General features: G+C 43.2%; 36 protein-coding genes. 25 read left to right on the top strand and 11 right to left on the bottom strand.

Features of this window, described 5'->3' with window-relative positions; all coding sequences use genetic code 11:
* Positions 1-123 precede the first annotated feature (123 nt).
* The 4 genes from HNQ34_RS12775 to HNQ34_RS12760 are packed head-to-tail and all read left to right on the top strand — an operon-like array spanning position 124 to position 2,887.
* Complete coding sequence (locus HNQ34_RS12775; protein WP_183255179.1) at positions 124-498, top strand: UPF0738 family protein; 375 nt, start codon at positions 124-126, stop codon at positions 496-498.
* A gap of 17 nt (positions 499-515) precedes the next feature.
* Positions 516-1,154, top strand: a complete 639-nt coding sequence (locus HNQ34_RS12770; RefSeq protein ID WP_183255176.1) for a GTP pyrophosphokinase — start codon at positions 516-518, stop codon at positions 1,152-1,154.
* Positions 1,151-1,966: an NAD kinase gene (locus tag HNQ34_RS12765; protein ID WP_183255173.1), complete on the top strand. Its 816-nt coding sequence runs from the start codon at positions 1,151-1,153 to the stop codon at positions 1,964-1,966. The genes HNQ34_RS12770 and HNQ34_RS12765 overlap by 4 nt, the downstream gene beginning before the upstream one ends.
* A 24-nt stretch (positions 1,967-1,990) precedes the next feature.
* On the top strand, positions 1,991-2,887 hold the full coding sequence (locus HNQ34_RS12760; RefSeq protein ID WP_183255172.1) for an RluA family pseudouridine synthase: 897 nt from the start codon (positions 1,991-1,993) through the stop codon (positions 2,885-2,887).
* A 19-nt stretch (positions 2,888-2,906) separates the two neighbouring features.
* On the opposite strand, the gene prpE is transcribed toward HNQ34_RS12760, so the two are convergent.
* Both prpE and HNQ34_RS12750 read right to left on the bottom strand, forming a co-directional pair.
* The gene (prpE, locus tag HNQ34_RS12755; RefSeq protein WP_183255269.1) at positions 2,907-3,644 is read right to left on the bottom strand and encodes a bis(5'-nucleosyl)-tetraphosphatase PrpE; all 738 of its coding nucleotides are present in this window, start codon (positions 3,642-3,644) and stop codon (positions 2,907-2,909) included.
* A gap of 60 nt (positions 3,645-3,704) precedes the next feature.
* The gene (locus HNQ34_RS12750) at positions 3,705-4,880 is read right to left on the bottom strand and encodes an FtsW/RodA/SpoVE family cell cycle protein (protein ID WP_183255170.1); all 1,176 of its coding nucleotides are present in this window, start codon (positions 4,878-4,880) and stop codon (positions 3,705-3,707) included.
* A gap of 351 nt (positions 4,881-5,231) precedes the next feature.
* Here HNQ34_RS12750 and fabI point away from each other — a divergent pair, with 351 nt between their 5' ends.
* Both fabI and HNQ34_RS12740 read left to right on the top strand, forming a co-directional pair.
* On the top strand, positions 5,232-6,008 hold the full coding sequence (fabI, locus tag HNQ34_RS12745) for an enoyl-ACP reductase FabI (protein ID WP_281376025.1): 777 nt from the start codon (positions 5,232-5,234) through the stop codon (positions 6,006-6,008).
* A 108-nt stretch (positions 6,009-6,116) separates the two neighbouring features.
* The gene (locus HNQ34_RS12740) at positions 6,117-6,494 is read left to right on the top strand and encodes a CotO family spore coat protein (protein ID WP_183255168.1); all 378 of its coding nucleotides are present in this window, start codon (positions 6,117-6,119) and stop codon (positions 6,492-6,494) included.
* On the opposite strand, the gene HNQ34_RS12735 is transcribed toward HNQ34_RS12740, so the two are convergent.
* Complete coding sequence (locus HNQ34_RS12735; RefSeq protein ID WP_246364175.1) at positions 6,491-7,525, bottom strand: CotS family spore coat protein; 1,035 nt, start codon at positions 7,523-7,525, stop codon at positions 6,491-6,493. The genes HNQ34_RS12740 and HNQ34_RS12735 overlap by 4 nt on opposite strands.
* Before the next feature lie 163 nt (positions 7,526-7,688).
* Between HNQ34_RS12735 and HNQ34_RS12730 the strand changes: the two genes are divergently transcribed.
* The 3 genes from HNQ34_RS12730 to HNQ34_RS12720 are packed head-to-tail and all read left to right on the top strand — an operon-like array spanning position 7,689 to position 10,446.
* Positions 7,689-8,816, top strand: a complete 1,128-nt coding sequence (locus HNQ34_RS12730; RefSeq protein ID WP_183255166.1) for a glycosyltransferase family 4 protein — start codon at positions 7,689-7,691, stop codon at positions 8,814-8,816.
* Positions 8,817-8,821: 5 nt separating this feature from the next.
* Positions 8,822-9,844: a CotS family spore coat protein gene (locus HNQ34_RS12725; RefSeq protein ID WP_221277419.1), complete on the top strand. Its 1,023-nt coding sequence runs from the start codon at positions 8,822-8,824 to the stop codon at positions 9,842-9,844.
* Complete coding sequence (locus HNQ34_RS12720; protein WP_183255164.1) at positions 9,844-10,446, top strand: hypothetical protein; 603 nt, start codon at positions 9,844-9,846, stop codon at positions 10,444-10,446. Before HNQ34_RS12725 ends, HNQ34_RS12720 begins: the two co-directional genes overlap by 1 nt.
* Before the next feature lie 17 nt (positions 10,447-10,463).
* Here HNQ34_RS12720 and HNQ34_RS12715 read toward each other — a convergent pair whose 3' ends face one another.
* The 4 genes from HNQ34_RS12715 to HNQ34_RS12700 form a co-directional block, all read right to left on the bottom strand.
* Positions 10,464-11,630: a glycosyltransferase family 4 protein gene (locus tag HNQ34_RS12715; RefSeq protein ID WP_183255162.1), complete on the bottom strand. Its 1,167-nt coding sequence runs from the start codon at positions 11,628-11,630 to the stop codon at positions 10,464-10,466.
* Between the two features lie 11 nt (positions 11,631-11,641).
* Positions 11,642-12,583, bottom strand: a complete 942-nt coding sequence (locus tag HNQ34_RS12710; RefSeq protein WP_183255160.1) for an NAD-dependent epimerase/dehydratase family protein — start codon at positions 12,581-12,583, stop codon at positions 11,642-11,644.
* Positions 12,580-13,866: a UDP-glucose dehydrogenase family protein gene (locus HNQ34_RS12705; RefSeq protein WP_183255157.1), complete on the bottom strand. Its 1,287-nt coding sequence runs from the start codon at positions 13,864-13,866 to the stop codon at positions 12,580-12,582. The genes HNQ34_RS12710 and HNQ34_RS12705 overlap by 4 nt, the downstream gene beginning before the upstream one ends.
* A gap of 131 nt (positions 13,867-13,997) precedes the next feature.
* Entirely contained in the window at positions 13,998-14,309 is a 312-nt protein-coding gene (locus tag HNQ34_RS12700; RefSeq protein ID WP_183255155.1) for a hypothetical protein, read from the bottom strand.
* Between the two features lie 158 nt (positions 14,310-14,467).
* Here HNQ34_RS12700 and HNQ34_RS12695 point away from each other — a divergent pair, with 158 nt between their 5' ends.
* Complete coding sequence (locus HNQ34_RS12695) at positions 14,468-14,821, top strand: DUF1360 domain-containing protein (protein WP_183255153.1); 354 nt, start codon at positions 14,468-14,470, stop codon at positions 14,819-14,821.
* 31 nt (positions 14,822-14,852) lie between these two features.
* Here HNQ34_RS12695 and HNQ34_RS12690 read toward each other — a convergent pair whose 3' ends face one another.
* On the bottom strand, positions 14,853-15,629 hold the full coding sequence (locus HNQ34_RS12690) for a hypothetical protein (RefSeq protein ID WP_183255151.1): 777 nt from the start codon (positions 15,627-15,629) through the stop codon (positions 14,853-14,855).
* Between the two features lie 117 nt (positions 15,630-15,746).
* The gene (locus tag HNQ34_RS12685; protein WP_183255149.1) at positions 15,747-16,463 is read right to left on the bottom strand and encodes a BMQ_0737 family morphogenetic spore coat protein; all 717 of its coding nucleotides are present in this window, start codon (positions 16,461-16,463) and stop codon (positions 15,747-15,749) included.
* A 185-nt stretch (positions 16,464-16,648) separates the two neighbouring features.
* On the opposite strand from HNQ34_RS12685, the gene HNQ34_RS12680 reads away from it, so the two are divergent.
* The 12 genes from HNQ34_RS12680 to HNQ34_RS12630 all read left to right on the top strand — a co-directional run bounded on the left by HNQ34_RS12680 (position 16,649) and on the right by HNQ34_RS12630 (position 21,865).
* Positions 16,649-17,110, top strand: a complete 462-nt coding sequence (locus HNQ34_RS12680; RefSeq protein WP_183255148.1) for a hypothetical protein — start codon at positions 16,649-16,651, stop codon at positions 17,108-17,110.
* Positions 17,111-17,180: 70 nt separating this feature from the next.
* The gene (locus tag HNQ34_RS17750; RefSeq protein WP_281376024.1) at positions 17,181-17,303 is read left to right on the top strand and encodes a hypothetical protein; all 123 of its coding nucleotides are present in this window, start codon (positions 17,181-17,183) and stop codon (positions 17,301-17,303) included.
* A 119-nt stretch (positions 17,304-17,422) separates the two neighbouring features.
* Positions 17,423-17,632 (top strand): hypothetical protein, encoded by a 210-nt coding sequence (locus tag HNQ34_RS12675; RefSeq protein ID WP_183255146.1) that lies wholly within the window; start codon positions 17,423-17,425, stop codon positions 17,630-17,632.
* Between the two features lie 29 nt (positions 17,633-17,661).
* A complete protein-coding gene (locus tag HNQ34_RS12670) occupies positions 17,662-17,865 on the top strand; it encodes a holin (protein WP_183255144.1) in 204 nt (67 codons plus the stop codon).
* 118 nt (positions 17,866-17,983) lie between these two features.
* The gene (locus HNQ34_RS12665; RefSeq protein ID WP_183255142.1) at positions 17,984-18,187 is read left to right on the top strand and encodes a DUF1657 domain-containing protein; all 204 of its coding nucleotides are present in this window, start codon (positions 17,984-17,986) and stop codon (positions 18,185-18,187) included.
* Positions 18,188-18,253: 66 nt separating this feature from the next.
* Positions 18,254-18,724, top strand: a complete 471-nt coding sequence (locus HNQ34_RS12660; RefSeq protein WP_183255140.1) for a YhcN/YlaJ family sporulation lipoprotein — start codon at positions 18,254-18,256, stop codon at positions 18,722-18,724.
* 15 nt (positions 18,725-18,739) lie between these two features.
* Entirely contained in the window at positions 18,740-19,222 is a 483-nt protein-coding gene (spoVAC, locus tag HNQ34_RS12655; protein WP_183255138.1) for a stage V sporulation protein AC, read from the top strand.
* Positions 19,219-20,235 (top strand): stage V sporulation protein AD, encoded by a 1,017-nt coding sequence (gene spoVAD, locus HNQ34_RS12650; protein WP_183255135.1) that lies wholly within the window; start codon positions 19,219-19,221, stop codon positions 20,233-20,235. Before spoVAC ends, spoVAD begins: the two co-directional genes overlap by 4 nt.
* Positions 20,232-20,588 carry a stage V sporulation protein AE gene (spoVAE, locus tag HNQ34_RS12645; RefSeq protein ID WP_183255132.1) on the top strand — a complete coding sequence of 119 codons (357 nt, stop codon included), beginning with the start codon at positions 20,232-20,234 and terminating at the stop codon, positions 20,586-20,588. The genes spoVAD and spoVAE overlap by 4 nt, the downstream gene beginning before the upstream one ends.
* A 12-nt stretch (positions 20,589-20,600) precedes the next feature.
* Positions 20,601-20,807, top strand: coding sequence for a DUF1657 domain-containing protein (locus tag HNQ34_RS12640; protein WP_183255130.1), 207 nt, complete (start codon positions 20,601-20,603; stop codon positions 20,805-20,807).
* A 12-nt stretch (positions 20,808-20,819) separates the two neighbouring features.
* On the top strand, positions 20,820-21,680 hold the full coding sequence (locus HNQ34_RS12635; protein ID WP_183255128.1) for a DUF421 domain-containing protein: 861 nt from the start codon (positions 20,820-20,822) through the stop codon (positions 21,678-21,680).
* A 14-nt stretch (positions 21,681-21,694) separates the two neighbouring features.
* Complete coding sequence (locus HNQ34_RS12630; protein WP_183255125.1) at positions 21,695-21,865, top strand: hypothetical protein; 171 nt, start codon at positions 21,695-21,697, stop codon at positions 21,863-21,865.
* Positions 21,866-21,897: 32 nt separating this feature from the next.
* Here the strand turns inward: HNQ34_RS12630 and HNQ34_RS12625 are convergent, their stop codons facing one another.
* Positions 21,898-22,212, bottom strand: a complete 315-nt coding sequence (locus HNQ34_RS12625) for a thioredoxin family protein (protein ID WP_183255123.1) — start codon at positions 22,210-22,212, stop codon at positions 21,898-21,900.
* Positions 22,213-22,341: 129 nt separating this feature from the next.
* Here HNQ34_RS12625 and HNQ34_RS12620 point away from each other — a divergent pair, with 129 nt between their 5' ends.
* The 3 genes from HNQ34_RS12620 to HNQ34_RS12610 all read left to right on the top strand — a co-directional run bounded on the left by HNQ34_RS12620 (position 22,342) and on the right by HNQ34_RS12610 (position 23,161).
* Positions 22,342-22,578 carry a hypothetical protein gene (locus tag HNQ34_RS12620; protein WP_183255121.1) on the top strand — a complete coding sequence of 79 codons (237 nt, stop codon included), beginning with the start codon at positions 22,342-22,344 and terminating at the stop codon, positions 22,576-22,578.
* A 70-nt stretch (positions 22,579-22,648) separates the two neighbouring features.
* Positions 22,649-22,789: a YjcZ family sporulation protein gene (locus HNQ34_RS12615; RefSeq protein ID WP_183255118.1), complete on the top strand. Its 141-nt coding sequence runs from the start codon at positions 22,649-22,651 to the stop codon at positions 22,787-22,789.
* Between the two features lie 117 nt (positions 22,790-22,906).
* Positions 22,907-23,161, top strand: coding sequence for a stage VI sporulation protein F (locus HNQ34_RS12610; RefSeq protein ID WP_183255115.1), 255 nt, complete (start codon positions 22,907-22,909; stop codon positions 23,159-23,161).
* Positions 23,162-23,175: 14 nt separating this feature from the next.
* On the opposite strand, the gene HNQ34_RS12605 is transcribed toward HNQ34_RS12610, so the two are convergent.
* Complete coding sequence (locus tag HNQ34_RS12605; RefSeq protein ID WP_183255260.1) at positions 23,176-24,606, bottom strand: ATP-dependent helicase; 1,431 nt, start codon at positions 24,604-24,606, stop codon at positions 23,176-23,178.
* Between the last annotated feature and the right edge of the window lie 203 nt (positions 24,607-24,809).

The following is a 24,809-nucleotide window of genomic DNA, read 5'->3' as shown; positions in this document are numbered from 1 at the left end:
TCTCCCCAATATGTTTCTAACATTATTATGGAATGTTTCAAATCGAATATCAATGGTTTATTATGCATATGGTGACTATGTTAAAATAAAAATGGATTGTTGAAATTGGAAGGAGACGTTATGATGAGAAAAACGATTACGATCAAGCGGGCAGAAAAGCGAGGCCAACAAATATTGTTGGTGGGGGATGAGCCGCCGTTTTCGCTTGAAGGCGCAATACCGAAACGTTATATGCTCACAGATTCTGATCATCTCTCATTTATTTATATATTAGAAGCAGTTGATGAGTTTATATATGTATTCATCCCGCAAAAATTTTGGGGAGAAATGAAAGAAGTGCTTGCACAGTCGTTGAACGTGTTTCTTCAAGCGGGAGCGACGGAACTCGAATTGATTGGTTTCAAAGAAGAGCTTGCTTATTTAATCGAAAATATTGAAGGAAATGCGAACTACGGTGAAGAAATGGAGAAAGCGGTAAAAGATACGTTTCTTACATAATGGTTGGTGGTGGTTATATGGTGAAGCACTGGGACTTATTTTTAGCTCCGTATAAACAGGCGGTGGAGGAGTTAAAAGTCAAATTGAAAGGAATGCGCACACAGTTTGAAATGCAAGGAGTCCATTCTCCGATTGAATTTGTGACAGGAAGAGTCAAGCCAATTGCCAGTATTCTCGATAAAGCGCAAAAGAAAAATATTCCGCTCGATAAACTCGAAGAGCAAATGCAAGATATTGCTGGTCTCCGAATGATGTGCCAATTTGTAGACGATATTAAAACGGTCGTCGAGCTATTGCGCAAGCGGAACGATTTTGAAATTGTTGAAGAGCGGGATTATATTACGCAAAAAAAAGAGAGCGGCTATCGCTCGTACCATGTCGTCATTCGCTATCCGGTGCAAACGATTCATGGAGAGAAAAAAATTTTAGTAGAAATTCAAATTCGTACGTTGGCGATGAATTTTTGGGCTACGATTGAACATTCTTTAAATTATAAATATAGCGGCCGTTTTCCTGAAGATATTAAAGCACGCTTGCAGCGAGCGGCAGAAGCGGCGTATCTTTTAGATGAGGAAATGTCGAAAATTCGCTTTGAAATTCAAGAAGCGCAGGCGGCGTTTTCGCGAAAACAAGAAGCAAAAGGGGAAGAGTCATGAAGGAGAAACAACAACCGTTGAAGTTTGCCATTACCTCGAAAGGGGATGCAACTTCCAATACGTTAATGCAAAAAATGAAAACGTATTTAGTTGATTTCGGTCTTGAATACGATGAAGATCAGCCGGACATTGTTATTTCGGTTGGCGGCGATGGAACGTTGCTTTATGCATTTCATCGCTATTGCCGCCGCCTTGATAAGACGGCGTTTGTCGGCGTACATACTGGCCATTTGGGGTTTTACGCGGATTGGGTGCCTGAAGAAATTGAAAAACTGGTCATCGCCATTGCGAAAACGCCGTACCAAATCGTCGAATACCCGCTTTTAGAAGTGATTATTCGTTACGTGAGCGGCGGAAAGGAAGCGAGATATTTGGCTCTTAACGAATGCACCGTCAAAAGTGTGAGCGGCACGCTTGTGATGGACGTTGAAATTAAAGGAGATTTGTTTGAAACGTTTCGCGGCGACGGTCTTTGCATTTCGACGCCATCGGGAAGCACCGCTTATAATAAAGCGTTAGGCGGTGCGATTTTGCATCCGTCTTTAGAAGCGATTCAAGTAGCGGAAATGGCGTCGATTAATAATCGTGTGTTTCGCACGATCGGTTCGCCGCTCATTCTTCCGGCGCATCATACGTGCATGCTGAAGCCGGTGAATCAAGTTGACTTTCAAATTTCGATTGACCATCTGTCATTGCTTCATAAAGACGTTAAGTCGATTCAATGCCGCGTCGCAGATGAAAAGGTTCGCTTTGCGCGGTTCCGGCCGTTTCCGTTTTGGAAGCGGGTGCGGGATTCGTTTATTGCCGACTAAAAAGAAAAAGGAAGGTATGAAGCGTTGAATCGGTTTACGTTACGATGGACGATCGCGGAACAAGATGACGGAAAACTCGTCCGCGATTTTTTAAAGGAGCAACAAATCTCAAGAACAGCGCTTACCGATATTAAATTTCACGGCGGTACGATTGAAGTGGATGGAAATCCTGTCACCGTTCGTCACTGCCTTCGCCATGGCGAAACGCTTATTGTACATTTTCCGCCGGAAGAGCGAAGCAGCGACATGAAAGCGGAGCGTCTTCCGCTTGATATCGTTTACGAAGATGAATACGTATTAGTCGTCAACAAACCGCCATATATGTCGACGATTCCATCTCGGGAACATCCGAACGGAACGCTAGCGAATGCGCTATTGCATCATTATGACGAACAGAAGTTGCCGTCGACCGTTCATATCGTGACCCGGCTCGACCGCGATACGTCAGGTCTTGTGCTTGTCGCCAAACATCGCCACGTGCATCACTTGCTGACGGAATGGCAAAAACGCGGGGGTGTCAAACGAAAATATGAAGCGATTTGCCATGGAGTGGTCAATGAGGAAAAAGGAACGATCGATGCGCCGATCGGCCGAAAAGGCGATAGTATCATTGAGCGGGAAGTTCGTGAAGATGGTCAGCGGGCGGTGACGCATTTTCGCGTATTAACGCGCTTCGACCGCTATACGCATGTAGAGTTGGAACTTGAAACGGGAAGAACGCATCAAATTCGCGTACATCTTGCTTATTTAGGACACCCGCTTTTAGGGGACGAGCTGTACGGTGGCAGCCGTGACCTCATTGCGCGTCAAGCATTGCACAGCAAAGAGATTTCGTTTTTCCATCCGTTTCACCAACAAACGTATCAGTTTTCATCCCCTTTGCCTGCCGATATGATGCAATTGATTGAACGAGCCACTTAAAAAAGTGAGCTCGTTTTTCTTAGTCAAACGATTTAAACTTTTCCGGCACGTACGGCACGGATGACGGTACAGAAACAGTTTCCATCTCCGGATAACGGAGCGCGGTTAACGCACCGCCAAATACACAGCCTGTATCAATATTAATCGTTCGATTCACAATGCGGGGCTCTTTGACAGGAGTATGACCGTACACAATCCACGCCGTCCCTTTATAATGTTTCGCCCAATCGCGGCGGACAGGCGTTCCGTCTGGATTTGTTTCTCCCGTAATATCACCGTACAGCACAAACGTCTGCACTTTTTTGTCGTATCTCCCGATATAGTCTTGCCGAATGCCGGCATGGGCAATAATTAAATTTCCGCCATCTAAGCGAGCGTATAGCGGTGCATTTTCATATAGGCTAATAAATTTTCTTTTGATAATGGATTGTTTTTTTGCGGACGAGGCGTGATATTCCGCCACCGTTGTTTCGAGCCCGTGCGTAATTTGAACGTTTCGGCCAAGAAAAAACCGGTACAGTTTATTGCAATGGTTGCCGGGAACGTAATAAGCAAGGTCGTTCTCGACAAGCGAATAAACTGTTTCAATCGTTTGTAAAGATTCCGGTCCGCGGTCGGTTAAATCGCCAACGAAACCGAGTTTTCGCCCGCGGGGATGAACCGGAAAACCGTTTGTCCAGTCGTAACCAAGCTTTTTTGTCAGCGCGACAAACTCTGCATAACAGCCGTGAATATCGCCGATAATATCGATTTGCACCGCCCCACCTGCTTTCATTTTTGAATATTTTATGATCATTCAACAACACCAGCGTGCGGCCTAATCATCGGAAGAAAACATAAACTTCTTCGTGCGGGAGCGCACGTTTAATACGATGCCAATGGCCAACATATACGTGGCCAATGAACTTCCCCCGTAGCTAATAAACGGAAGCGGCAGACCAGTAATTGGGAGCAAACCGATCGTCATTCCTACATTTTGGAACACTTGAAACGTAATCATTCCAATGACACCAGCGCATAAATAGCTTCCGTATAAATCATGGCTTTCAAGGGCGATGTGAACCATTCGATAGACGAGCAAGAAAAATAGGGAGATGACAATACTTGCGCCGATAAATCCGAATTGCTCAGCAATGATGCCAAAAATAAAATCCGTGTGCGCTTCGGGCAAATAGACGTCCAAGTTTCTATACCCTTTTCCATACATTTCCCCAGAGCCGATCGCAAGCAACGAACGAATGAGCTGAAATCCTTGTTCATTTGGATATTCATATGGAGCAAGCCACCCGTAAAAGCGATCTAATTGATATTGTTTCAAAATATATTTATGAAAAAAATTAGGGAATTGAAAGAAAATAAAGACAAGGATAGCAACAGAAAAAAGGCCGCTAAAAATAATCCCGAAAATAATGCGCCAACGAATGCCGGAAACGAGCACAAGCGAGCTGACGATCGCGGTATATACCATTGACATTCCTAAGTCTGGCTGCCGCATTAACAGCAATAATGGCGGCGCTGTGGCAATAGCAATTTTTCCTAGTAACTTAAAATCGTCTTCGATCATCGGTTCTGGATATTTTTCACGATGATTGATAATGATGCGACTAATGACAATGATCATAAAAATTTTCATGAGCTCTGACGGCTGAAAATTACCAACGCCAGGAATGGAATACCAGCTTGTCGCGCCTTTAATCGTCACCGTTCCTGGCACGCCTAATTCAAGGCCGAGCAATAACAACATGCCGAACCCGTATAAATACCAAGCGAGCTGAAAAAAGCGGTCGTAGTCAATCATCATCGTGACAGCGATAACGAATGCGCCAATGACATACCATTGCAATTGTTTTGTTGCAAAATTGATTGCCTGCAACTTCTCTGGCAAAGTCGGCTGTGCACTATGAATCGCAATCGCGCTGACAATCGCCATTAAAAATAACAGAAACAGCAAATGATAGTCTAATTTTTGTTGTGGCAATTTATCTTGGTCCATTACACATTCAACTCCGTATTATAAAAACTCATCATATTTTCATATTAGCTAATTCCATTATTTTTGCAAAGAGACGTAAGAAAATCAAGCGAAAAAATTTTGTCGATTGCTCTCACGACAAAATGTACTTGACAAGCAAGTGATGTTGTGAAGCGAAGGATATCGCTTACTGTTTATTTACAGTTATTTATAAACAAGTATCAAATCTGCTTTTATTCAAAAATCAAGCACAACTTTTGGGGAAGAGCCTCAAAATTCTTATTTTGCCATTCGGATTTTTTTGTTATAATAAAATTAATACTTGGTACTAATAACAAATAATAAATATGGCCGATCATAGGAGGATGAAGCATGATGTTATCGTTAAAAGGGCGTACGTATGTCATTATGGGAGTGGCAAATAAACGAAGCATTGCGTGGGGGATTGCCCGCTCGCTTCATGCAGCTGGTGCGCGTCTGATTTTTACATATGCAGGCGAACGATTTGAAGAAGAAGTGCGCAAATTAGTGGACACGCTTGAAGATGACACGGCGTTAGTGCTTCCGTGCGATGTGACAAAGGATGAAGAGATTACGCAATGTTTTGCAGAAATTAAAGAAAAAACGGGTGTGATTCATGGAGTAGCCCATTGCATTGCATTTGCGAACAAAGAAGATTTAAGCGGCGAATATATGAACGTGAGCCGTGAAGGATTTTTATTAGCGCATAATATTAGTTCCTACTCGTTAACCGCTGTCGCAAGAGCAGCAAAAGATTTGATGACAGAAGGCGGTAGCATTGTGACGTTAACATACCTTGGCGGCGAACGGGTCGTGCAAAACTATAACATTATGGGGGTGGCGAAAGCTTCTTTAGATGCGAGTGTGAAATATTTAGCGAATGATTTAGGAAAATACGGCATTCGTGTCAACGCCATTTCCGCTGGGCCGATTCGCACTTTATCCGCCAAAGGCGTCAGCGACTTTAACTCGATTTTAAAAGAAATTGAAGAATGGGCGCCGCTTCGTCGGACAACGACGCAAGAAGAAGTAGGGGATACGGCATTGTTTTTATTCAGCGATTTATCCCGTGGCATTACCGGTGAAATCATTCACGTCGACTCCGGATACCATATTTTAGCCCGTTAATAAAAAAGCAGCCAACGGACATTGATCCGTCGGCTGTTTTTTTCGTTATGCACTTTTGCCTATTGAAAGCATACATTATGTTATAGACCATCACGAGGGGGAGTAATGATGAAACAAATTGTTCCAAATGAGCCGCTTCTTTATATTGTGCAGCCGAAGTTAGAACCAAAAGTTTCGCATATGCAGCAATCGTTTCAAACGAAAAAAGCGTTAAACCGCGCGAACAAGTTTGAATCAAAACAGATCCACCCGAAACAGTTTCAAGAGATGACGTTAGAAGAACAAGTGCAGTTTTTGACGAAGCTCCCGAACCAGTTGTCAGCGATCAAATGTAAGATCGTGACGAAAAAAGGAGAATATCAAGGGTTTATTTCCGAATATAGAAATGGGCATGTGAAATTTCAAATCGAAAAAGGAGATAAAATCACGATTCCGTTCAAACAGATTGTTTCCGTTTCTTTAATCGGTTTTGGTAAAGAAAACTAAGTACGCAACGACAGCTTTTTATTCACTTCTTCCCATTTCATTTGTTCGTAAGCCATGGCCTCTGCTAGTTCTTCTACTGGCAGAGGTACTTTTCGTACATATTTTTCTAAAGCTTTTTCATGAAGTTCGTATGGAAACAGCATGTCAATGAACATTATTTCTTTTTGTCGGTCAGTCAACGGAAATACTGATTCATACGATTCGATGATTAATTCGAGTTTTTTCTCGTCCCACACTCCTGAATGATCGAGGAGCGGTACAATCATCTTTCGCAAGTCCCGAATTGGCAAGTCGAACGCTACTGTATCCAAATCGATAATCCATGTGTGTCCATCATTTCCTAACAATGTGTTTCCCGTTCCGTAATCTTGATGGCATAAAAGAGGCCGCTGTTTCATTTCTTCTACCCATCGTTCATAATCGGAGTTTAATAAATCATGCAATGTTTGTTTTCCCTTTTCGATAAACGAATCAATTTCAGCGAGATACAGTTGGGAGAATGGATCTTCCGAATTTAATTTCGCTAGTTTTTTCCATGATTCAAGCTGTTGACACCGTTTCATATAATGTTTCGGCCATTTTCCGAGCTTGCTGAAGACAGGCACGCCCGGAAGCGGTTCATAGCCTGCTGACTCTTTATGAAAGTAGGCAAGAGCTTTCATCATCTCGCTTAAATCTTCAGAAACGGATAAATCGAACGGTGTCCCTTCAATCCAATCATAGACGACAAATAAAAACGGGCCATATTTTTTAAACAGTTCTCCGTTTTTTGTTTTGAGGATTTTAGGAACGCGTCCCCCTTTCATCGCCAAATAGTTTTGCGCATGAATCGAGAACAATGCTTTTTTCTCCGGGCGATGAATGCGTTTTAAACATTTCGGTCCATCATTTGTATATACTTTCCACACTAATGCCATTTGTCCGCTTTGAATCATTTCAATTTCTTCTATTTGCAAGTCCCAGTTTTTTAAGATGAGACTTGCGATATATATAAGCTTTCCTGTTTCTTCATACAATATGTCGTTTAGCAACTGTTTTCACCGCTTTCTTTCCGCTTTTGCTTTATCTTATGATTCATTCCTAATCGTTGTCCTAGTTGTTCGTCTATGTCTTGCTAAAACTTTCTTTCTATGCACCATCTGGATAGCAAGTACGTATGATAGGAAAAGGAAAATGATGTAATGGGGGATCAATATGAAAATTGTATTCATTGCGACAGAAAAGCTGCCTGTTCCGCCGATCCGCGGCGGCGCGATTCAAATTTACCTCGAATCCGTTGCCGCCACAATTTCAAAAAAGCACGACGTTACGATCTTATCCGTCCAAGACCCCGAATTGCCTAATATAGAGTCGCGAAATGGTGTGACGTATATTCATTTTTCTAAAGAAAATTATTTACCTGAAATTATCGAGCATTTGCGCATGGTGCGATATGATGTCGTTCATATATGCAACCGCCCGTTATGGGTTCGGGAAATACGAAAAGTCGCGGTTGATGCGCAAATTGTGTTGAGCGTGCATAACGAAATGTTTGCGGAAGAAAAAATTTCGTTTGCCGATGGCCTTGAATGTATTCATGAAACAAAAAAAATTGTAACGGTTAGCGATTATATCGGAACGACTATTTACTCGCGATTTCCGAGCGCGAAGCAAAAAGTAAAAACCGTCTATTCCGGCGTCGATTTGCAAACGTTTCATCCGAAGTGGACGCAACAAGGCGCCAAAATCAACGAATCCATTCGAAAAGAACTCGGATTAAAAAATGAAAAGGTTATTTTATTTGTTGGAAGATTAAGCAAAGTAAAAGGACCGCACATTTTACTGCAAGCGATCCCGAATATTATCACCGAGCATCCGGAGGCGCGGATGGTATTCGTCGGCTCGAAATGGTTTAGCGATAATCAAGTGAACCATTTTGTTCGCCATCTTTACACCGTTGGCGCGATGTACAAAGACTATGTGAAGTTTATTCAATTCGTGCAGCCGAAAGACATTCCAAGCTTGTTTGCCATGGCCGATGTGTTCGTCTGCTCGTCGCAATGGCAAGAGCCGCTGGCGCGGGTTCATTACGAAGCGATGGCGGCCGGAGTCCCGATTATTACGAGCCGCCGCGGCGGAAATCCGGAAGTTATTGAACATGAAAAAAACGGCTATGTAGTCGACGATTTTGCCAATCCAGAAGCGTATGCGAAGTGGATCAACGCGCTATTTACCAATCCATCGTTAATGGAAAAAATGGGGCGATACGGCCGAACTAAAGCTGAAAAAGAATTTAGCTGGAATGTTGTCGCTTCTAATTTACTAAGCGTATATGAAGAGTGAAAGGGATGAAAACAGTGGCAGAAGAGTGGATTGATTACGTGCTGCAGCTATATCCATATGAAGTCGAAGAGACGATTTTATTATCGGTTAAAAAAGACGAGAAAATATGGAATGTGAAAACTGATCAAGGCGATAAAACGCTGAAACAAATGGCGGTGCGCCCAGAGAGAATGTTGTTTTATAAAGAAGCGCATCTTCATTTGCAAAAACAAAGGTTTCCGATCGCAAAGCTATGCCCGACGAAAAACGGCGGTCTTTGTGTCGGAGGCGGCGGGTTCGTGTATGAATTGTATGATGAAGTAAGCGGAAGCGATGTAAGCTACTACAACATCGATCAGCTCGTTCGCGCCATGCGCTTTCTCGGCCGCTTTCATCAAGCTTCCCAAGGATTTACGCCAAGCAAAGCTGGCAAAAAACGAAACCGGCTTGGCAAATGGCATAAATCGTATCTTTGGAATTTACAACAATTGCAAGGATATAAAAAAGTTGCCACGCATTTCACTGATGATCCGTTTTCTCTTCTTTTTTTAGAAAAAGTCGATCAAATGCTGGAAATGGGAAACGAAGCGTTGCGGCTTCTAGAGACATCGGCCTATGCGGAATGGACGAGCGGAAGCGAAAAGTGGAACGGGTTTATTCACAAAGACATTTCGTTATCGAGTTTTGCTGAAGTCGATGGAGAGATATGGATCAAAACCCCGCCGCCGATTGCCATTGATTTGCCGCCGCGCGATATTCGCAATTTATTAAACAAAGTCATGAAAAAAATGGCTGTATGGGACGATCATCTAGCGGTGCAATTGCTTCGTTCATACGATTCCACCTATCCATTGACGAAGCAGCAATACCTCATATTACAAGCCGATCTTTTATTCCCGCATCTTTTTACGTCCGTGATCCAGAAATATTATTTAGAACAAAAGAAAACGTGGTCGGACGAAAAATATATGTGGGAATTGCAAACGAGCATTGTGGTTGAGGAAACGAAAGTGAAAATGCTTGAAAATTTGATCAAAGAGGTGACATGATGGAACAAAACAAACTTCCCCAATTAGATTTAGAAACGTTTCGCTTTTCTCCGCCAGGGCCGATGGGATGGGAAGATGTCGGATACGAGCAGCTGTTAGCAGAACTTTCTCAATCTGCACAAGAAAAAACAGAGACAGCGACTTTTTCGGATCGACCGGTTTTTTATGAATTAAAAGGAGATAACGTCTCGATCATCTCGGAGAAATTTGAAAACAAACGAGAAGCAGCGCCCCAAAAAGAAACAGAAAAATCGGAACGCATCAAAGAAAAGGAGAAAAAGTCGACATCCGAGACTTTCCTTTCAAAGAAAAAAGAGAAAACATCCAAATCTGAAGACGTTCAACTAAAGAAAAAGGAAAAAAAATCGGAATCCAAAACTGACCTATCCGCTTCTGAGCGATCAAAAGAAAAGACAAATGAAACGAATGTAAAGAAATACCCATTAAAAAATGAGCATTCTCGCGAAACGAGCGAGCAAGAAAAGCGGAGCGCTCCGCTAATGACAGCGACTCGCCGGCCGTTTGTTTTATCTTCTTCTCATGCGATGAATCAATCGGCTTCTAAAAAAGAGAAGAGCGATAAGCCATTTATCATTGGATAACGAAAATGAAGGATGCCTTATCCGTTGAAAGGCATCCTTTGCCTGTTTTGCGAAAATGCGTCGCGGTAAACTGATTCGAGTCGGTTGGCTACATGTTGAAACTGAAACTGCTCTTCCACTTGTTTTCTTGCCGTTTGTGCCATTTCTTGCGCTTTTTCTTGGTTGGTGAGCATATAACGAATCGCCTCGGAAAAGGCAACAGGGGTGTTATAGTCATCGATGACAAACCCGTTTTGCAAATGGTGAATGATTTCGGCATTACCGCCGCGATTTGTTGTGATGATAGGAATCCCTGCGGCCATCGCTTCATAATGCACGCGGGCGAGCGGTTCATGCCATTGCGAGCTGCAAACGAACACATCAGCAATCAGAAACATATGCGGAATGCGTTCAGAGGGAATGTAGCTCGTAAAGATCACCCGGTTTCCGAGTGGAGCGGCAAGCCGGTGAAGCTCGCGCACATAATCATTCCAGCCGTTTTCGCTAAACCATTTTCCGCCAGCGATGACGAGCACAGCATCTCGATGCTCTGAAAGAACGTCGCGCATACAGCGAATGAGAAGATGCGGTCCTTTTGTTTTGCTTAATCTCCCGATGAATAAAATCACTTTTTGATCAGTGATGCCGAGCGTTTGCCGCATGCGCTTTCGAATTTGCTGGCCTTCTTTTGTCCAAACAGGAACGTACTTTTCTACATCGACTCCTGAATAAATGACGCGAATTTTTTCTTCTGGCACGCCATACCGCTTGATGACGGTTTGTTTAATATAGTCGCTGACCGAAGTGATGAGAGTGCTTTCCGTAAGCGCCCGCTCCGCTTCTTCTTTACATAGTTTAAGCGGCGAGAACATATCATTATGAAGGCTTAAGACGAAGGCGCTTTGCTTGGCCGCTTCTTTATATTTGCCGACGTGGATAGGGCGGTTAAAAACGTGAATGATATCAAACGCCTGTTTCGTTAATTCACAAGCGACGTCCTGTTCATACGTTTCTTTCGGAAAGCGAATATACTTAATCCCGTTAGTCACTTCTCGAAATGGCAAAAGCGGGTCGGTGATCGAAAAAATCGTGAGTGAATGTTGCTTCACGATAAAGGGAGCGATCCCGTCAATCATGATTTGAATCGCTCCTCCTCTTACAGCGGGAGAAGGCAATTTTTCCGTGCAAATATAGGCAATGTTCATGATCATTCCTCCTAATAAATGGAGCGAATATACTCGATTTCGCGCTGCAAGCCTTCTTTCAACGTCACTTCTGGAGCATAATGCAAATATTGTTCAGCTAATGAAAGATCTGCCCACGTATGTTTCGGTTCCCCAAGGGCAGAAGCGGTATATTGTCTAATCGCTTTTCGTCCGGTCAATTTTTCCAATAACGCTACCACTTCATTGACCGATGCTTTTTCTTTTCCACCGATATTAATCGTTTTTCCGACGACTGCACGGTTGCCTAAAACAGCAACTGTTCCTTTTATGCAATCCGAAATATAGGTGAAATCTCGGGATTGCGTGCCATCGCCAAAAATGGTGATCGGCTGATTCGTTAGCAATTGTTTAATAAAGCGATGAAACGACATATCTGGCCGCTGCCGCGGACCGTAAACGGTAAAATATCGCAAAATGACCGTCGGAATGCGAAACGTTGTGTGATACACTCTGCATAGATGTTCTCCGGTTAATTTTGTAATGCCATACGGAGAGAGCGGAGCCGGTTCCATTGCTTCGGATAGCTTTCCGTCTTTTTCGCCGTAAACAGAAGAAGTAGACGCATAAATAAACTGCTGAATCGGCGCATCTTTGCACGCTTCAAGCAAGCGCTGCGTCGAGGAAATGTTATGAATCGTATACGCTTCGAAATCTTTTCCCCAGCTCGTACGAACGCCCGGCATTCCGGCTAAATGGTAGACCGCGTCTGCATCATGCAATAGCTTAGGTAGTGGAGCAATTAAAAGATTTTCGGAAATGAACGTAAATCGAGGATTGGCAAGAAGGGATCCGATGTTGAACGTTTTTAGATGCGAAGGAGTGGGGCCGAGCCATCCGTCAATGCCAACGACCGTATGATGTTCGTTTTCAAGCAATTTTTCGCATAAATGCGAGCCGATAAATCCCGCTGCGCCTGTTACGATAATTTTCACCCTGAACCAACTCCTATATAATGCAATCCGCACTGTTCGATTTCCTTTCGCTTGAGGCAGTTCCGCGCATCCAATACGAATGTTCCGTTCATCTGTTTTTTCACTTCCGCCCAGTCGAGCTGTTGAAATTCCGTCCAGTCCGTCGCCACGACGATCGCATCTGCTCCATCAATGGCTTCATGGATGGTTTTCGTTTGCACGACGTTCGGTCGGTGGTCATTGCTTAATGTCGCTTTCGGGTCATAGGCGTGAATCAGGCAGCCTGTTTGACTTAGCTGGCGGATGAATCGTTCCGCTGGGGAATCGCGCGTATCGTCTGTATTCGGTTTAAATGCGATGCCTAACACCGCTACCGTTCGCTGTGGTAAATCATCGAGTGCTCGTTGTAGTTTATGAATATAAACGTCAATTTGTGAATCGTTCACAAGTTGAACAGCTTGCAAAAGATGTGGTTCAATATGTCGGGAACGAGCGGTTCGTTCGAGTGATTTTACATCTTTTGGGAAACATGATCCCCCATATCCGAGCCCTGCCTGCAAAAAGTGCGAGCCGATTCGCGGGTCGCATCCGATTCCTTTCGCCACGTCATTCACATTGACACCAAATGCGTCACAAATACGGGCGATTTCGTTGATGAATGAAATTTTCATGGCGAGAAAAGCGTTGGAGGCGTATTTAATCATTTCCGCCCCATTTAGACTTGTCACGATGTAAGGGGCATCAATATTTGAATACATCGCCTGGATGACCGGTAATGACCGGTTGTCACCATGGCGGAGGCCGACGACAATTTTATCTGCATGAAGCATATCAGAAATGGCCGAGCCTTCCCTTAAAAATTCAGGATTTGCGACGATATCAAATAAATGGGTAGGAACACCTTTTTCAAGCAATCTTGTATACATCCATTCGTTCGTTCCGGGTGGCACGGTGCTTTTTGTAATGATCGTTTTATAAGAATCGATGCGACTTGATAAATCGTCAATGACCGATTGAATATACCGCAAATCGGTGCTTCCATCTGCCCAAGAAGGAGTGCCGACGCAAATGATGATGACGGAATTTTTCATCGCTTCATCGAAGGAATCGGTAAAAGTGAGGCGTTGCTCGTTTTGATGGATCAACTCTTGAAGCCCTGGCTCGTAAATGGGAATGTGCTTGTTGTTTAGCTGTTCAATTTTTTGCTTGTTTTGATCGACGCAGCACACTTCATGCCCGAGTTCGGCAAGAACCGCCGCGGTCGTTAGCCCGACGTATCCTGCGCCGATGATGCATATATTCATTTGGACACTCCTTTCAAAAAAGTATGTGGTTTTTATAGTGTATGAGCGGACAATCTTCATCGGCTATTCGGCAAAGGCCTATTTTCCGGCGAAAGTAAACAAAAAGCTAGGCAAATACTTAGTTTTTCCTGTTATTCATCTTCTTCGTCTGAATGCGCGGAAGCCGGCAAGTCAATGGAAACGATGTCTTGGCTTTTGACGGTGATGACTTGACTACCATCTTTATAAAACTGGTCGATTAATAGCGAAACGATTCCCGTTTTTGGGTCGAAAGATTGGAAAGAGGCGTTATAATACGTTTGATCGGCAGTATGAATGTTAATTTCTGTTCCCGGCTGCAAAACTTTCAGCTGTAATACAATTTCGTTTGTTGCGTTCAAAGATGAATTGCTGGAGTTCGTTTTTTTCTTTAACGGTTTATTGTTAATGAACACTCTGTACATGTTTTGACACTCCCTTATCAACGATAGTGAAAATATCTAATGTATCATATGATCCATTGGGAAAACGGTTTAGACAAACGCCTAAAAGGGAGTTATTTTGCTGATTTCCTTCATACAATGAATGAGAAGTAGAATTCGCAAGGGAGAGATGATACATAATGTTAAGCCCTTTTGAATTTTTGTTGCTTTTTGTTGCGAGCTTTCGTTTGACGCGGCTTTTTGTATATGATGAGATCACGTCATTCATTCGCAAACCGTTTCACGATACAATAGAGGAAACGTTGCCTGATGGAACGGCGGAAATGTTTTTCGTCATCAAAGGAAGCGGAATAAGGCGATGGATCGGTGAACTTTTGAGTTGCTATTGGTGTACGGGTGTATGGTGTTCGGTGTTGTTGTATGTCGGCTATGTCATATGGCCGGCTGTATTTGAACCGCTCGTTGTCATTTTTGCCATCGCCGGATGTGCTGCATTCATAGAGACGATCGTTCAAAAACTGATGTCATCATGAAAAACCTCCCCCGATGATGAGCGGGAGAGGTTTATGAATTGATGATGATGTTGTTGAGGGAGGAGATGCCGTGCGGTAGCTCGTTACAATAAACAAACCCGTCAATGACGGTTGATGGGGCGCCGTCTATTTTTTTGATTCGAATATAAAAATGAGAAAGGCGCACTTCTTCATTTGGCATGAACTTTGCGAGATGAATCGGCTTGATCCAGTATTCCCCATCATTTTTTATTTTTTCCCGCCAATTTTCATAAGCGAATGCCCATTCAGTAGCTGATTCCATTAAATCTTGATCGGTTGCTTTTAGCGGGGGGATGGCAATTTTTCCACTTAGTTCCGCCGCTTTTTTAGGATGGATGCGTATGCATACGATGATGTTTTGCAGCGCTTCCGTCCCTAAATTTTGAATGACGAAATCGCCTATAACGAGCGTCTCTTCCTCTGTCGTTTCAGGGAGAAGGATGGAGTACGTGAAGAGCGCTTGCGCTTTTGTGACGGACGGTTTTTTTTCTTCTTGAGTGGTATACCTTGTTTTTTTGAGATGTTGAATTTGCCGCTCGGCTTCTTCGAGGGCTACTTCATACGACAACAGTTGCTGTTCCAGTTGAGCAATTTTTTTTTCATACGGTTCAATATGAACGGATTCAGCCAAACGTAGCTTTTCAAGTAAATACTCATTCCGCAATTTTTCTTTTTGCCGCTCGGCTTCAAGCGTTTTTACTTGATGTTCGTATTTTGCAATTTCCGAACGGTAATGAATCAATTTTTGTTGCAGTTGGATTTGTTGATTCGGTGGCTTTTGTCCCATCACGTCACCCTCCTTTACAGCTATATATACGTATTAAAGATGAAAATGATTAATATGAATTGCGCAAAACAAAAAAGGCTGTTGTAGCAAGCAACAGCCTCACTCGTAAAGTGGGATTTAGTGAGTTGGAAACACTTCTGGGCATTGAGGCGGGAATTTATCCGTTGGGCAAAGTGTTGCTTCTAAAATTTCTTCACGTGGTTTGCAGAAACGAGCTTCGACTTCGATTTTGACTTCAGCTTCCATTTGCACTTCTAAACATAGCGTGATTGAAACGTCTAATTGGGAGAAGTTGTTTGTGCAAACGAGGCTTGCGTCGCATTCAAAGAAGGAGATGTGGCAGTCAAGAGTTGTTCCTTCAGGAGCGCATAAAATAAATGTTTGTGCTGTAGCAAACGGAATCGCATCCGATTCGCAGATAACATGCCCGTTCGCATTTAAAATTTGGACAACGACATGCCCTTTCACAAGCACTTTCACTTTTTGCAACGTGACTTGATCGCCTGATGGGAGAGTGACTGTGACAGGCTGACGGCCGTTTGGCTGGATGATTTCTTGGCAAATGAGCGCGTCGTTATCTACGACTGGGTCGATTCGGTTTCCGTCTTCGTCTGTTAAGAAGCAGCGAATCGTGAAATCTTGTGGGTTCATCCCGCTTGAGGTGAAGAAGTCACAAATGCTTTCGTGGTTTCGCGGACATTTGCTGCTTGGGAAGATCGCTTCTAACTCACCGTTTGAAAAGCTTCTAAGTGGCACATCGACTTGGCGAGTAACCCAGTCATACACTTTACGAGTCTTAATACATACTTTTTCTTTATGATGAGTGTGACCCATAATTCTTTCCTCCTGTTTAAATTTTCCCCGCTGGAATGAATTGCTGCGGGTGTTAGGACTACTGTATAGTATGAAAAAGTTAGGTAAATGTGCTGTGATAAAAGCGGAATTTTCATTTTTTTGGTCTAAAAGGTAGGCTAGCTGAATTTGTTGTATTAGAAAGATTTTATAAAGGGGGGGTATACGTGAAATCAAAGCAGGCGGATGATGTCATTCTTTTGAAACAAAAAATCATTTATTTGCAATCGGAACTGGCTCGGTATAAAGCAAAAGCATATGCAGTGGAAGATGCGAGCGCCATTCAGACGGAAAATGAACGGCTGAAAGAAGAACTGGAAAAAGTAGAGTCAAAGATAAGGGAATTAATGAAGCAAGTCGAACAGGTCATGGCAGAGAACGTCATTTTAAAAGAGCTTGCTTTGCAAAGTGAGCAACGTTATGAAGAACTTGAAAAAGTCAAAAGGGAAAAAGAAGAGCTGGAACGGAAGATGGCAGAGTTTCGACCGCACGCACATGCGGAAGAAGACGAGAGCTGGTTTTTGCATACGTTGCGGCAACAAAATGCGATCGCGAAAAATCAAAAAAGCGTGCAGCCACTTTCATTTTCAAGTCCTTTTTCGTTTGGAGAAGGATCAGAGGAAAAATAGGAATTTGCCCGGTGCCAACCTGCCTTTTTCATCATAGGATAGTAACAACTTAATGCTTGGAGGGTGTGTAATGATGAAAGAGAAAAAACCGATTGTCATTAACGGAACGAAGGCATCTCCTCTGTATTCATCTTCAGTCAAAGGGAAAAAAACCGGCGGGTGCGGGTGCGGAAAGATGATCAAGAAAAAGTAAAGGGTCACGAGGATTATCGGAAAAGATAATCCTTTTTTAAGGAAAACGCCTATACCATGACCGTTACAGCTGCATAGTCTGACAATGCAAACCCTTAAATGAAAAAGGAGGAAACGAACATGTCAGAAAAGAAAAAGCCGCGCGTCATTCACGTTGATAAGCTGATCGTTCAGGCTGATGATGTCGTGATTGTTCCAAGAAGACGCATTCACGATCCATGGTTCTCTCCACGCGACGTAGATGTAGAAGGATTGGAAGAGGTTCAAGACGAAAATCATCCGGAAGATAACGAAGGGGACGAAGGCAGAAGACGGTTTTCATGGATTTAAAGGAATGATGAAAAGAGAGGTCGAATGAAATGGAGCGATTTAAAAATTATGGCCTTTGGTTGGCGATCGGCTCTTTTACGGTGATAGCCTTGCAAACATTTGGTGTCGACATTGATTTCGGAAAATACGAACAGTTGTATGAAGCCTTTTTAAGCATTCTCGTCATGGCGGGCATTATTAATAATCCGTCGCTTGGGCGCGGCTATTTAGACAAAGTGGAAAAGAAAGATTGAACACGAAACTGCCTCTATACAAAGGGGCAGTTTTTTAAAAGAAAAAAATGGTAGTTATATTTTTTAAAATAACATCCATTCTAACGATTGTAATCAAATTTTTCAGGAGGGTTATCACATGACAGTAGCATCTCAAGTAAAACAAACGTTAGCAGGATTAAAATCGGCGCAAGCAAGCTTCGAAACATTCGCTTTGCAAACGGAAAACAAAGCAGCAAAACAACTTTACCAGCAAGCTGCCCAACAAACACAAGCCATTGTCGACTTGATCAATTCTCGCGTCCAAGAAATCGAAAACGAGGAACCGCAGTATAAGCAATAAAAAAGGTTGGTGACTGACCAACCTTTCTTAATCGAAAAATACATAATACGAATGGGTTGATAGAGGATGATCAAACAACTTATCGGGATGATGATCATTGGATTATTATTGTTAGGATGCGCGAGAGAGCCGGAAGTAAAAAAGCAATCGATACAAGGGAAAAATATGATTCAGCTAAGCACAGATGGAACTGCGCATTCAAATGCGGTCAGTCAATCTGTTGCCCAACAAGCCGTAGAACAGGTGAAGGCGAGAAAAGAGATTCGTGACGCCGTAGCAGTAAATACGAAAAACAAACTGCTTCTTGCCTATCAAGTAAAGCAAATGGACCGTTTTCGCATGAGACAAATCGAAAAAGACGTCAAGCAACAACTGGAACTGTTATTTCCTGATCATGACATTATCGTATCGAGTGATTTAAAACTGTTTTGGAAGACAGATGAATTGCGCGGGAAGATACAAAAAGATGATATGAACGAACGAAAGCTCGACAAACAAATTGAAAAACTAAAAAAATTAAGCGAAGAGCGCACGTAAAAAAGGGGTGGCGATATGGCAAACGAAAAGCGAAAAAATTTGACGCCCGTACAACAAGAATATCATTTGTTTGAAAAAGAAAGGGAAACGAAACGCCCTGTCTTTAAAAACTGTCTTCGCGCCTTTTTCGTTGGCGGACTCATTTGTGCGGTCGGTCAAGCAATTTCTTATTTCTATATGTATTTTTTCGATTTTACGGAACAGACCGCTGGAAATCCGACCGTTGCGACAATGGTATTTCTTTCGATGATTTTAACGGGGATCGGTGTTTATGACCGAATCGCTCAGTTTGCCGGAGCAGGAAGCGCCGTGCCAGTGACAGGGTTCGGAAATGCTGTCATTTCGGCAGCGATTGAACATCGCACAGAAGGATTCGTATTAGGGGTCGGGTCAAATATGTTTAAACTCGCCGGTTCAGTCATTTTATTCGGCACGTTTGCCGCCTTCGTTGTCGCCTTAGTCAAAACGATCGCCGTGAAATGGGGTGGGCTCGGATGATGAAAGGACATCGCACATGGGTGTTTGAAAATCAACCGGTCATCGTTGCAACGGCGACGGTCGGCGGACCGTTTGAAGCGAACGGGCGCATCGCTGATGATTTCGACTTATTGCATGAAGATCTTTGGCTTGGGGAAGAATCATACGAGAAGGCGCATAAAGTGCTGCTCGAGGAAGCTTTTTTTAAAGCGATGGAAAAAGGCGGGATCACGAAAGAGCACGTTCAATTTATCATTGCCGGCGACTTAATTAATCAAATGACGCCTTCGAATTTTGCCGCCCGAACGATCGGCGCTCCGTATATCGGCGTATTTGGTGCCTGCTCCACCTCGATGGAAGGATTAGCGTTAAGCGCATTTATTGTCAATCATGGCGGTGCGCAATATGTGTTAACGGGAGCAGCAAGCCATAATACCGCCGTTGAAAAACAGTTTCGCTACCCGACCGAATACGGTGGACAAAAGCCGCCGACGGCTCAATGGACAGTCACAGGCGCGGGCGTTGCGCTCATAAGCAGCGAAGGAGAAGGTCCGCGCGTTGTGGCAGCGACGATCGGGCGCGTGGTGGACATGGGATTGAGCGATCCATTTAATATGGGAGGAGCGATGGCGCCTGCTGCAGTTGATACGATTGAAGCCCATTTGCGCGACATGCAAATTGACAGTTCGTATTACGATTTAATCGTGACAGGTGATTTAGGAAAAATCGGTCGTCAAGTATCGCTCGATTTATTGCGTGAACATGGTTTGAATATCGAAGAAGAGCGTTATCAAGATTGTGGTTTGCTCATTTACCGAGAAGGCCAGCCGGTATTATCAGGAGCAAGCGGCGCCGGATGTTCAGCGACTGTCGTATACGGACATTTGCTCAATCGCATGAAACGGGGAGAGTTGAAACGCATTCTTGTCGTCGCAACAGGTGCCTTATTGTCGCCGCTAACGTTTCAACAAAATGAAACCATTCCGTGCATTGCGCATGCGGTGGCAATTGAGTACGGAGGTGATCAAACATGATGGCGATGTTTTTTTGGGCGTTTGTCGTGGGCGGAATCATTTGTGTGATCGGACAAATCATGATGGACGTTTTTAAATTAACGCCTGCGCATACGTTAAGCATTCTTGTCGTTGTGGGCGCCATTTTAGACGGATTTGGCTTATATGAGCCGTTAATTGATTTCGCTGGAGCAGGCGCGACGATTCCGATCACAAGTTTTGGCAACGCGCTCGTTCACGGGGCGCTTCAAGAGGCGGACAGACACGGAATTATTGGCGTATTAACCGGGATGTTCGAAGTGACGAGCGCCGGAATTTCTGCGGCGATTGTGTTCGGATTTATTGGTGCCTTGTTATTCCGGCCGAAAGGGTAAGGAGGAAAAGCGATGACCGTTGCTTCACAAATTAAACAAAGTTTAGCGAGTTTAAAAAGCATCCATGCAGCGTTTCAGCAATTTGCCCTTTCTTCAAGGGATGAACAGGCGCAGCGAACGTTTCATGAGGCGATGATTATGACGGAAGAAATCATTGCTGATGTAAAACAACGCGTTAGCCAGTTAGAGCGGGAAGAACCGCAATATCACGGAAAGTAAGGAGCATGATCGATGCCGATATGGTTAGAAGCAGCAATACGATCCGTTTCGATATTGATAGGGCTGTTTGTCATTACACGTATTTTAGGAAAAAAACAATTATCGAAACTGTCTTTTTTTGAATATATCGTCGGGATTACCGTCGGCGACATTGCGGGAACGATGTCGGTCGATCTCGGCATTAACTTGCAGGAAGGCATTACAAGTATTTTAATATGGTCTTTATTCCCTGTTCTTATTTCGTACATTTCATTAAGAAACAAAAAGTTTCGCGATTTCGTTGAAGGAAAATCAACGGTCTTTGTTAAAAACGGAAAAGTTTTAGAAGAAAATTTAAAACGGGAAAAGTATACGATTGATGAGCTTATGGAACAATTGCGGAAAAAAGATGTGTTTCGTGTAGCGGATGTGGAATTTGCCGTACTAGAGCCAAACGGCGATTTGAACGTGTTATTAAAGAGAGAAAAACAGCCGCTTGCTGTTGGGGATGTATTCCCGAATCCCCCTTCCGAAAAAGAGCCGCAAACGGTCATTATGGACGGAAAAATTTTAGACGAGCCGCTTGCGACGGCCGGATTGAACCGCAGCTGGTTAAAAACAGAGTTGGATAAGCAAGGAGTGGCAGTAGAAAACGTCTTTTTAGCGCAAGTTGATTCTTACGGACAGCTAACGGTCGATTTATACGACGATAAACTTCAAGTGCAAGAGCCGCAAGAAAAGAAGCTTCTGTTTGCTACGCTCAAAAAAGTGCAGGCCGATTTCGAACTGTTTGCGCTTGAAACAAAAGCGGAAGAAACAAAGCAAATGTATGAGAAAAACGCGGAAAAGCTAAATGAAATGTTGGCAAAAGTAGCGCCGTTATTAAAAAACTAAAGGAGGCATGGGCGATGAAAAAACAAACGACAAGAACGACAGACGAAGAAATAAAAGTATCATTAAAGAAAAAAGAGCCGGAAAAACGAACTCATACGACCGATGAAGAAATGACGATCGAGTGGATGTACAAAGACGACCATCTCACGCATCAGCCGAAAGATTTCGAAGACATTGAATATTAACAGCCGATGTTTGAACATCGGCTGTTTTTTAATCATAACGATTGCAAAAATTCTTTTACTTCTTCTGGCGTTTTGGCATAAGCGCTATGAAGATGGGCGATTTTTTCGCCGTTTTGAAATATAAGCAAGCTCGGAATGCCCATAACTTGATATGTTTCCGCAAGCTCTGGAACGTGGTCGCGGTTGATTTGAAACCAATCATATTGGGAATACTCGCTCACGATGTCACCAATAAACATGTCCATGCGTGCGCAGTCTGGGCACCATGTCGTGTAAAATTTGACGATCACAGGTTTTTCCCCTGAAATGACCTCTTGAAATTGTTCAACCGTTTGTAATTCCTTCAATTGCTATTCCCCCCTATAACAAATAATACGTCTCTACTTTATCACATTTTTTCATCAAAAAAGAATTCATATGCCTTAGCACGTTGTCCGTCTTTTTGCATAAACCAATGGTAGAAAGGCGGTGATGTGATGAGCAAGCAATTGGAAAAATCGTTAGAAACATTTGCAAAATCGAAGCATGAAGGACATGAGCAATTTATCAAACGATTTGAGAAATGGGGACGGGAGTTCGATCAAAAAATAAAAGAAATCGAAAAAATGAACGGACAATTTTTGAAAGAAATAGAAGGGAATCTCAGCTATATGGACCGCTGGTTTGGAAAAAAGGAAAAGCAAATGGAGCGTCTTTTTCGTATTTTTCAATAACAATTGCCTATACCGTTTCAAAGGTCGATGCATACGATAGAACTACCAACGTGTAAGGAGGTGCAAAGCAATGTTTGGATATTGCGGTTACGGATATGGTGGTTACGGATATGGCGGTTACGGATATGGCGGTCACTACGGTTCTACATTCGTGTTAATCGTCGTATTGTTTATTTTGTTAATTATTGTTGGTGCTGCGTTCGTCGGTTAATGGATCGGATGGTACGGGCTGTTTATAAAAAAAGCAGCTCGTACTTTTTCTTTCCATCGATACACTTCTCATTCGTTTTTTCATACGATGGTAACATGAAAAGGGAGGCTGACAAAAATGGATAACCAATTTTTTAAAAACGTCGAAAAGAAAACAGGCGTGAATATGAAAGACATCTTTGAACTTGCCAATTCGCTGCAACATGCGAATTTTAAAGATGAACAAACGGTTCGTAGCGTCATTAAGCGCGTCGCTCAAATCGCCAACCGAAAAGTACCGAAAGAATTGGAAGACAAAATAGTAAAAACGATCATTCAAAACGGAAAACAGCTTGATTTTAATACGATTGCGAATATGTTAAATAAAAAATAACGGCGAGGGAGTCTCTATACTTGAGCTCCCGCTGCCGCTTTGTTTATGAATCCTTTAAGAAAACGAGACGGTTGAGCGGATTTCATTCGTCGTCGTGAAGGAACGGAAAGAAAGACTGCGTGTTTAGCCCTTGTGATCGCCACATATAGGAGACGTCGCTCTTCTTCTAAAGGAAGCGGGTCTCCGTTACGATTTGCGTCGAGCGCATAATCGTGAGGTATGCTTCCTTCCACTGCTCCTAACACGTATACATATTTGTATTCCAATCCTTTCGCACGGTGGATTGTCGAGAGTTGAACTGCATTGGCCGCTTCGTTTTGTTGTTGAATGGTTTTGGCTGCTTTGATCATTTCATCGACATGGGCGAGAAAGGCGTGAACGGTTTTGAATTTTTTCGCCACAACTTTTAAATCGCGTACGTCATCTGCCCCTCTTTCCATCATATTTCCTTCGTTGCCGCGTTTTTTAATAAACTCAGAAAAGCCGAGCTCCGTTTCGATCATGCCGATTGCTTCGATCGGTTTTAGCTTGGAGAGCTGTTTAAACAACGGGGCGATCGTTTTTAGTTTTTTCCGCTGGAACGGCTGAACGGTTGAAAGTTTAACGAGCGCTTTAACGAGCGAGCAATCTTCAAGAATGCTGATCGCCTTTAACTCTTTTAGAAGCGTCTGTTTTAAAAAGAGAGAAACGAGCAAATCGCTCATCGCTTCCTCATCGTTTGGATCGAGGCTTAACCGCAAATAAGCGAGCAAATAGCGGACGAAGCGGCGCTCATAAAACGATTCGCCGTCTTGGGCGAGCGAAAACGGCAATTGCGACTGCACGAGCCGTTCAAAGATGGCGCGCGATGCGGAGTGGGTGCGGTATAACACCGCAAAATCAGACGGCTGTGCCCCGCATTGGATACGCTCTTTTATATCTTCGACGACCATTGTCGCTTCTTCTTCCTCGTCGTACGGAAAAAAGAAAAGCGGCAGCTCGTCCGCGGTAAACTGAGCGTTCATTTGCTTCGCACGCCGCGAGCGGTTGCAGGAAATCAAGTTGTTTGCGAGCGAAACGATGCTGTGAGATGAGCGATAGTTTTCTGAAAGTGTGACAACTTGCGCTTCCGGATAATAACGGTCAAATTCAAGAATAAATGATGGATCCGAGCCACGAAAGGAATAAATGGATTGGTCGTCATCGCCGACGACGCAAAGGTTTCTCGTATGCGCGCACATCATATTGATAATGTCATATTGCACTTGATTAATATCTTGAAATTCGTCAATTAAAAAATAGCGAAAACGCTCTTGGTATCGTAGAAGCAAAGACGGATTTTCCGTGAGCATTTCATAGCACCCTAGCAACATATCATCAAAATCAAACAGCCTCCGCTCTCGCTTCATTTCCTCATATCGTTTATATAAATAAGCTACCTGCTTTTCCCCACTAGCGTTGCACAGCTTACAAAATTAGTAAATAAAGTGTGATATAAAAAAACGTTTACGCAAAAGAAAAAAACTCCTATTGTAGAAGTGTTGGCTTGTTTGTCCCAAAAACAAGTCTTCTACAAAGGAGTTTTTTCAATGAATAAGAACAATATAATTCATCAAAGCGTCATTCGTCAATGTTTATCTTTATTGCCGACCGAAAAGTTTTCTTGTCC

It is taken from the genome of Anoxybacteroides tepidamans, from assembly GCF_014201465.1.
Lineage (GTDB): Bacteria > Bacillota > Bacilli > Bacillales > Anoxybacillaceae > Anoxybacteroides > Anoxybacteroides tepidamans.
The sequence above is the reverse complement of the archived record's forward strand: the minus strand, read 5'-3'. Positions and strand labels throughout refer to the sequence as shown.

Bases quoted from the DNA above. Each gene is read 5' to 3' on its own strand.
- spoVAE (WP_183255132.1), top strand. From the start codon at position 20,232: ATGATGGCGATGTTTTTTTGGGCGTTTGTCGTGGGCGGAATCATTTGT.
- HNQ34_RS12750 (WP_183255170.1), bottom strand. From the start codon at position 4,880: ATGGACCAAGATAAATTGCCACAACAAAAATTAGACTATCATTTGCTG.
- spoVAC (WP_183255138.1), top strand. From the start codon at position 18,740: ATGGCAAACGAAAAGCGAAAAAATTTGACGCCCGTACAACAAGAATAT.
- HNQ34_RS12705 (WP_183255157.1), bottom strand. From the start codon at position 13,866: ATGAATATATGCATCATCGGCGCAGGATACGTCGGGCTAACGACCGCG.
- HNQ34_RS12770 (WP_183255176.1), top strand. From the start codon at position 516: ATGGTGAAGCACTGGGACTTATTTTTAGCTCCGTATAAACAGGCGGTG.
- HNQ34_RS12630 (WP_183255125.1), top strand. From the start codon at position 21,695: ATGAAAAAACAAACGACAAGAACGACAGACGAAGAAATAAAAGTATCA.
- HNQ34_RS12730 (WP_183255166.1), top strand. From the start codon at position 7,689: ATGAAAATTGTATTCATTGCGACAGAAAAGCTGCCTGTTCCGCCGATC.
- HNQ34_RS12635 (WP_183255128.1), top strand. From the start codon at position 20,820: ATGCCGATATGGTTAGAAGCAGCAATACGATCCGTTTCGATATTGATA.
- HNQ34_RS12700 (WP_183255155.1), bottom strand. From the start codon at position 14,309: ATGTACAGAGTGTTCATTAACAATAAACCGTTAAAGAAAAAAACGAAC.
- HNQ34_RS12640 (WP_183255130.1), top strand. From the start codon at position 20,601: ATGACCGTTGCTTCACAAATTAAACAAAGTTTAGCGAGTTTAAAAAGC.
- fabI (WP_281376025.1), top strand. From the start codon at position 5,232: ATGATGTTATCGTTAAAAGGGCGTACGTATGTCATTATGGGAGTGGCA.
- HNQ34_RS12620 (WP_183255121.1), top strand. From the start codon at position 22,342: ATGAGCAAGCAATTGGAAAAATCGTTAGAAACATTTGCAAAATCGAAG.
- HNQ34_RS12670 (WP_183255144.1), top strand. From the start codon at position 17,662: ATGGAGCGATTTAAAAATTATGGCCTTTGGTTGGCGATCGGCTCTTTT.
- HNQ34_RS12665 (WP_183255142.1), top strand. From the start codon at position 17,984: ATGACAGTAGCATCTCAAGTAAAACAAACGTTAGCAGGATTAAAATCG.
- HNQ34_RS12615 (WP_183255118.1), top strand. From the start codon at position 22,649: ATGTTTGGATATTGCGGTTACGGATATGGTGGTTACGGATATGGCGGT.
- HNQ34_RS12685 (WP_183255149.1), bottom strand. From the start codon at position 16,463: ATGGGTCACACTCATCATAAAGAAAAAGTATGTATTAAGACTCGTAAA.
- spoVAD (WP_183255135.1), top strand. From the start codon at position 19,219: ATGATGAAAGGACATCGCACATGGGTGTTTGAAAATCAACCGGTCATC.
- HNQ34_RS12765 (WP_183255173.1), top strand. From the start codon at position 1,151: ATGAAGGAGAAACAACAACCGTTGAAGTTTGCCATTACCTCGAAAGGG.
- HNQ34_RS12715 (WP_183255162.1), bottom strand. From the start codon at position 11,630: ATGAACATTGCCTATATTTGCACGGAAAAATTGCCTTCTCCCGCTGTA.
- HNQ34_RS12690 (WP_183255151.1), bottom strand. From the start codon at position 15,629: ATGGGACAAAAGCCACCGAATCAACAAATCCAACTGCAACAAAAATTG.
- HNQ34_RS12725 (WP_221277419.1), top strand. From the start codon at position 8,822: ATGAAAACAGTGGCAGAAGAGTGGATTGATTACGTGCTGCAGCTATAT.
- HNQ34_RS12775 (WP_183255179.1), top strand. From the start codon at position 124: ATGAGAAAAACGATTACGATCAAGCGGGCAGAAAAGCGAGGCCAACAA.
- HNQ34_RS17750 (WP_281376024.1), top strand. From the start codon at position 17,181: ATGATGAAAGAGAAAAAACCGATTGTCATTAACGGAACGAAGGCATCT.
- HNQ34_RS12660 (WP_183255140.1), top strand. From the start codon at position 18,254: ATGATCAAACAACTTATCGGGATGATGATCATTGGATTATTATTGTTA.
- HNQ34_RS12720 (WP_183255164.1), top strand. From the start codon at position 9,844: ATGGAACAAAACAAACTTCCCCAATTAGATTTAGAAACGTTTCGCTTT.
- HNQ34_RS12610 (WP_183255115.1), top strand. From the start codon at position 22,907: ATGGATAACCAATTTTTTAAAAACGTCGAAAAGAAAACAGGCGTGAAT.
- HNQ34_RS12675 (WP_183255146.1), top strand. From the start codon at position 17,423: ATGTCAGAAAAGAAAAAGCCGCGCGTCATTCACGTTGATAAGCTGATC.
- HNQ34_RS12740 (WP_183255168.1), top strand. From the start codon at position 6,117: ATGAAACAAATTGTTCCAAATGAGCCGCTTCTTTATATTGTGCAGCCG.
- HNQ34_RS12695 (WP_183255153.1), top strand. From the start codon at position 14,468: ATGTTAAGCCCTTTTGAATTTTTGTTGCTTTTTGTTGCGAGCTTTCGT.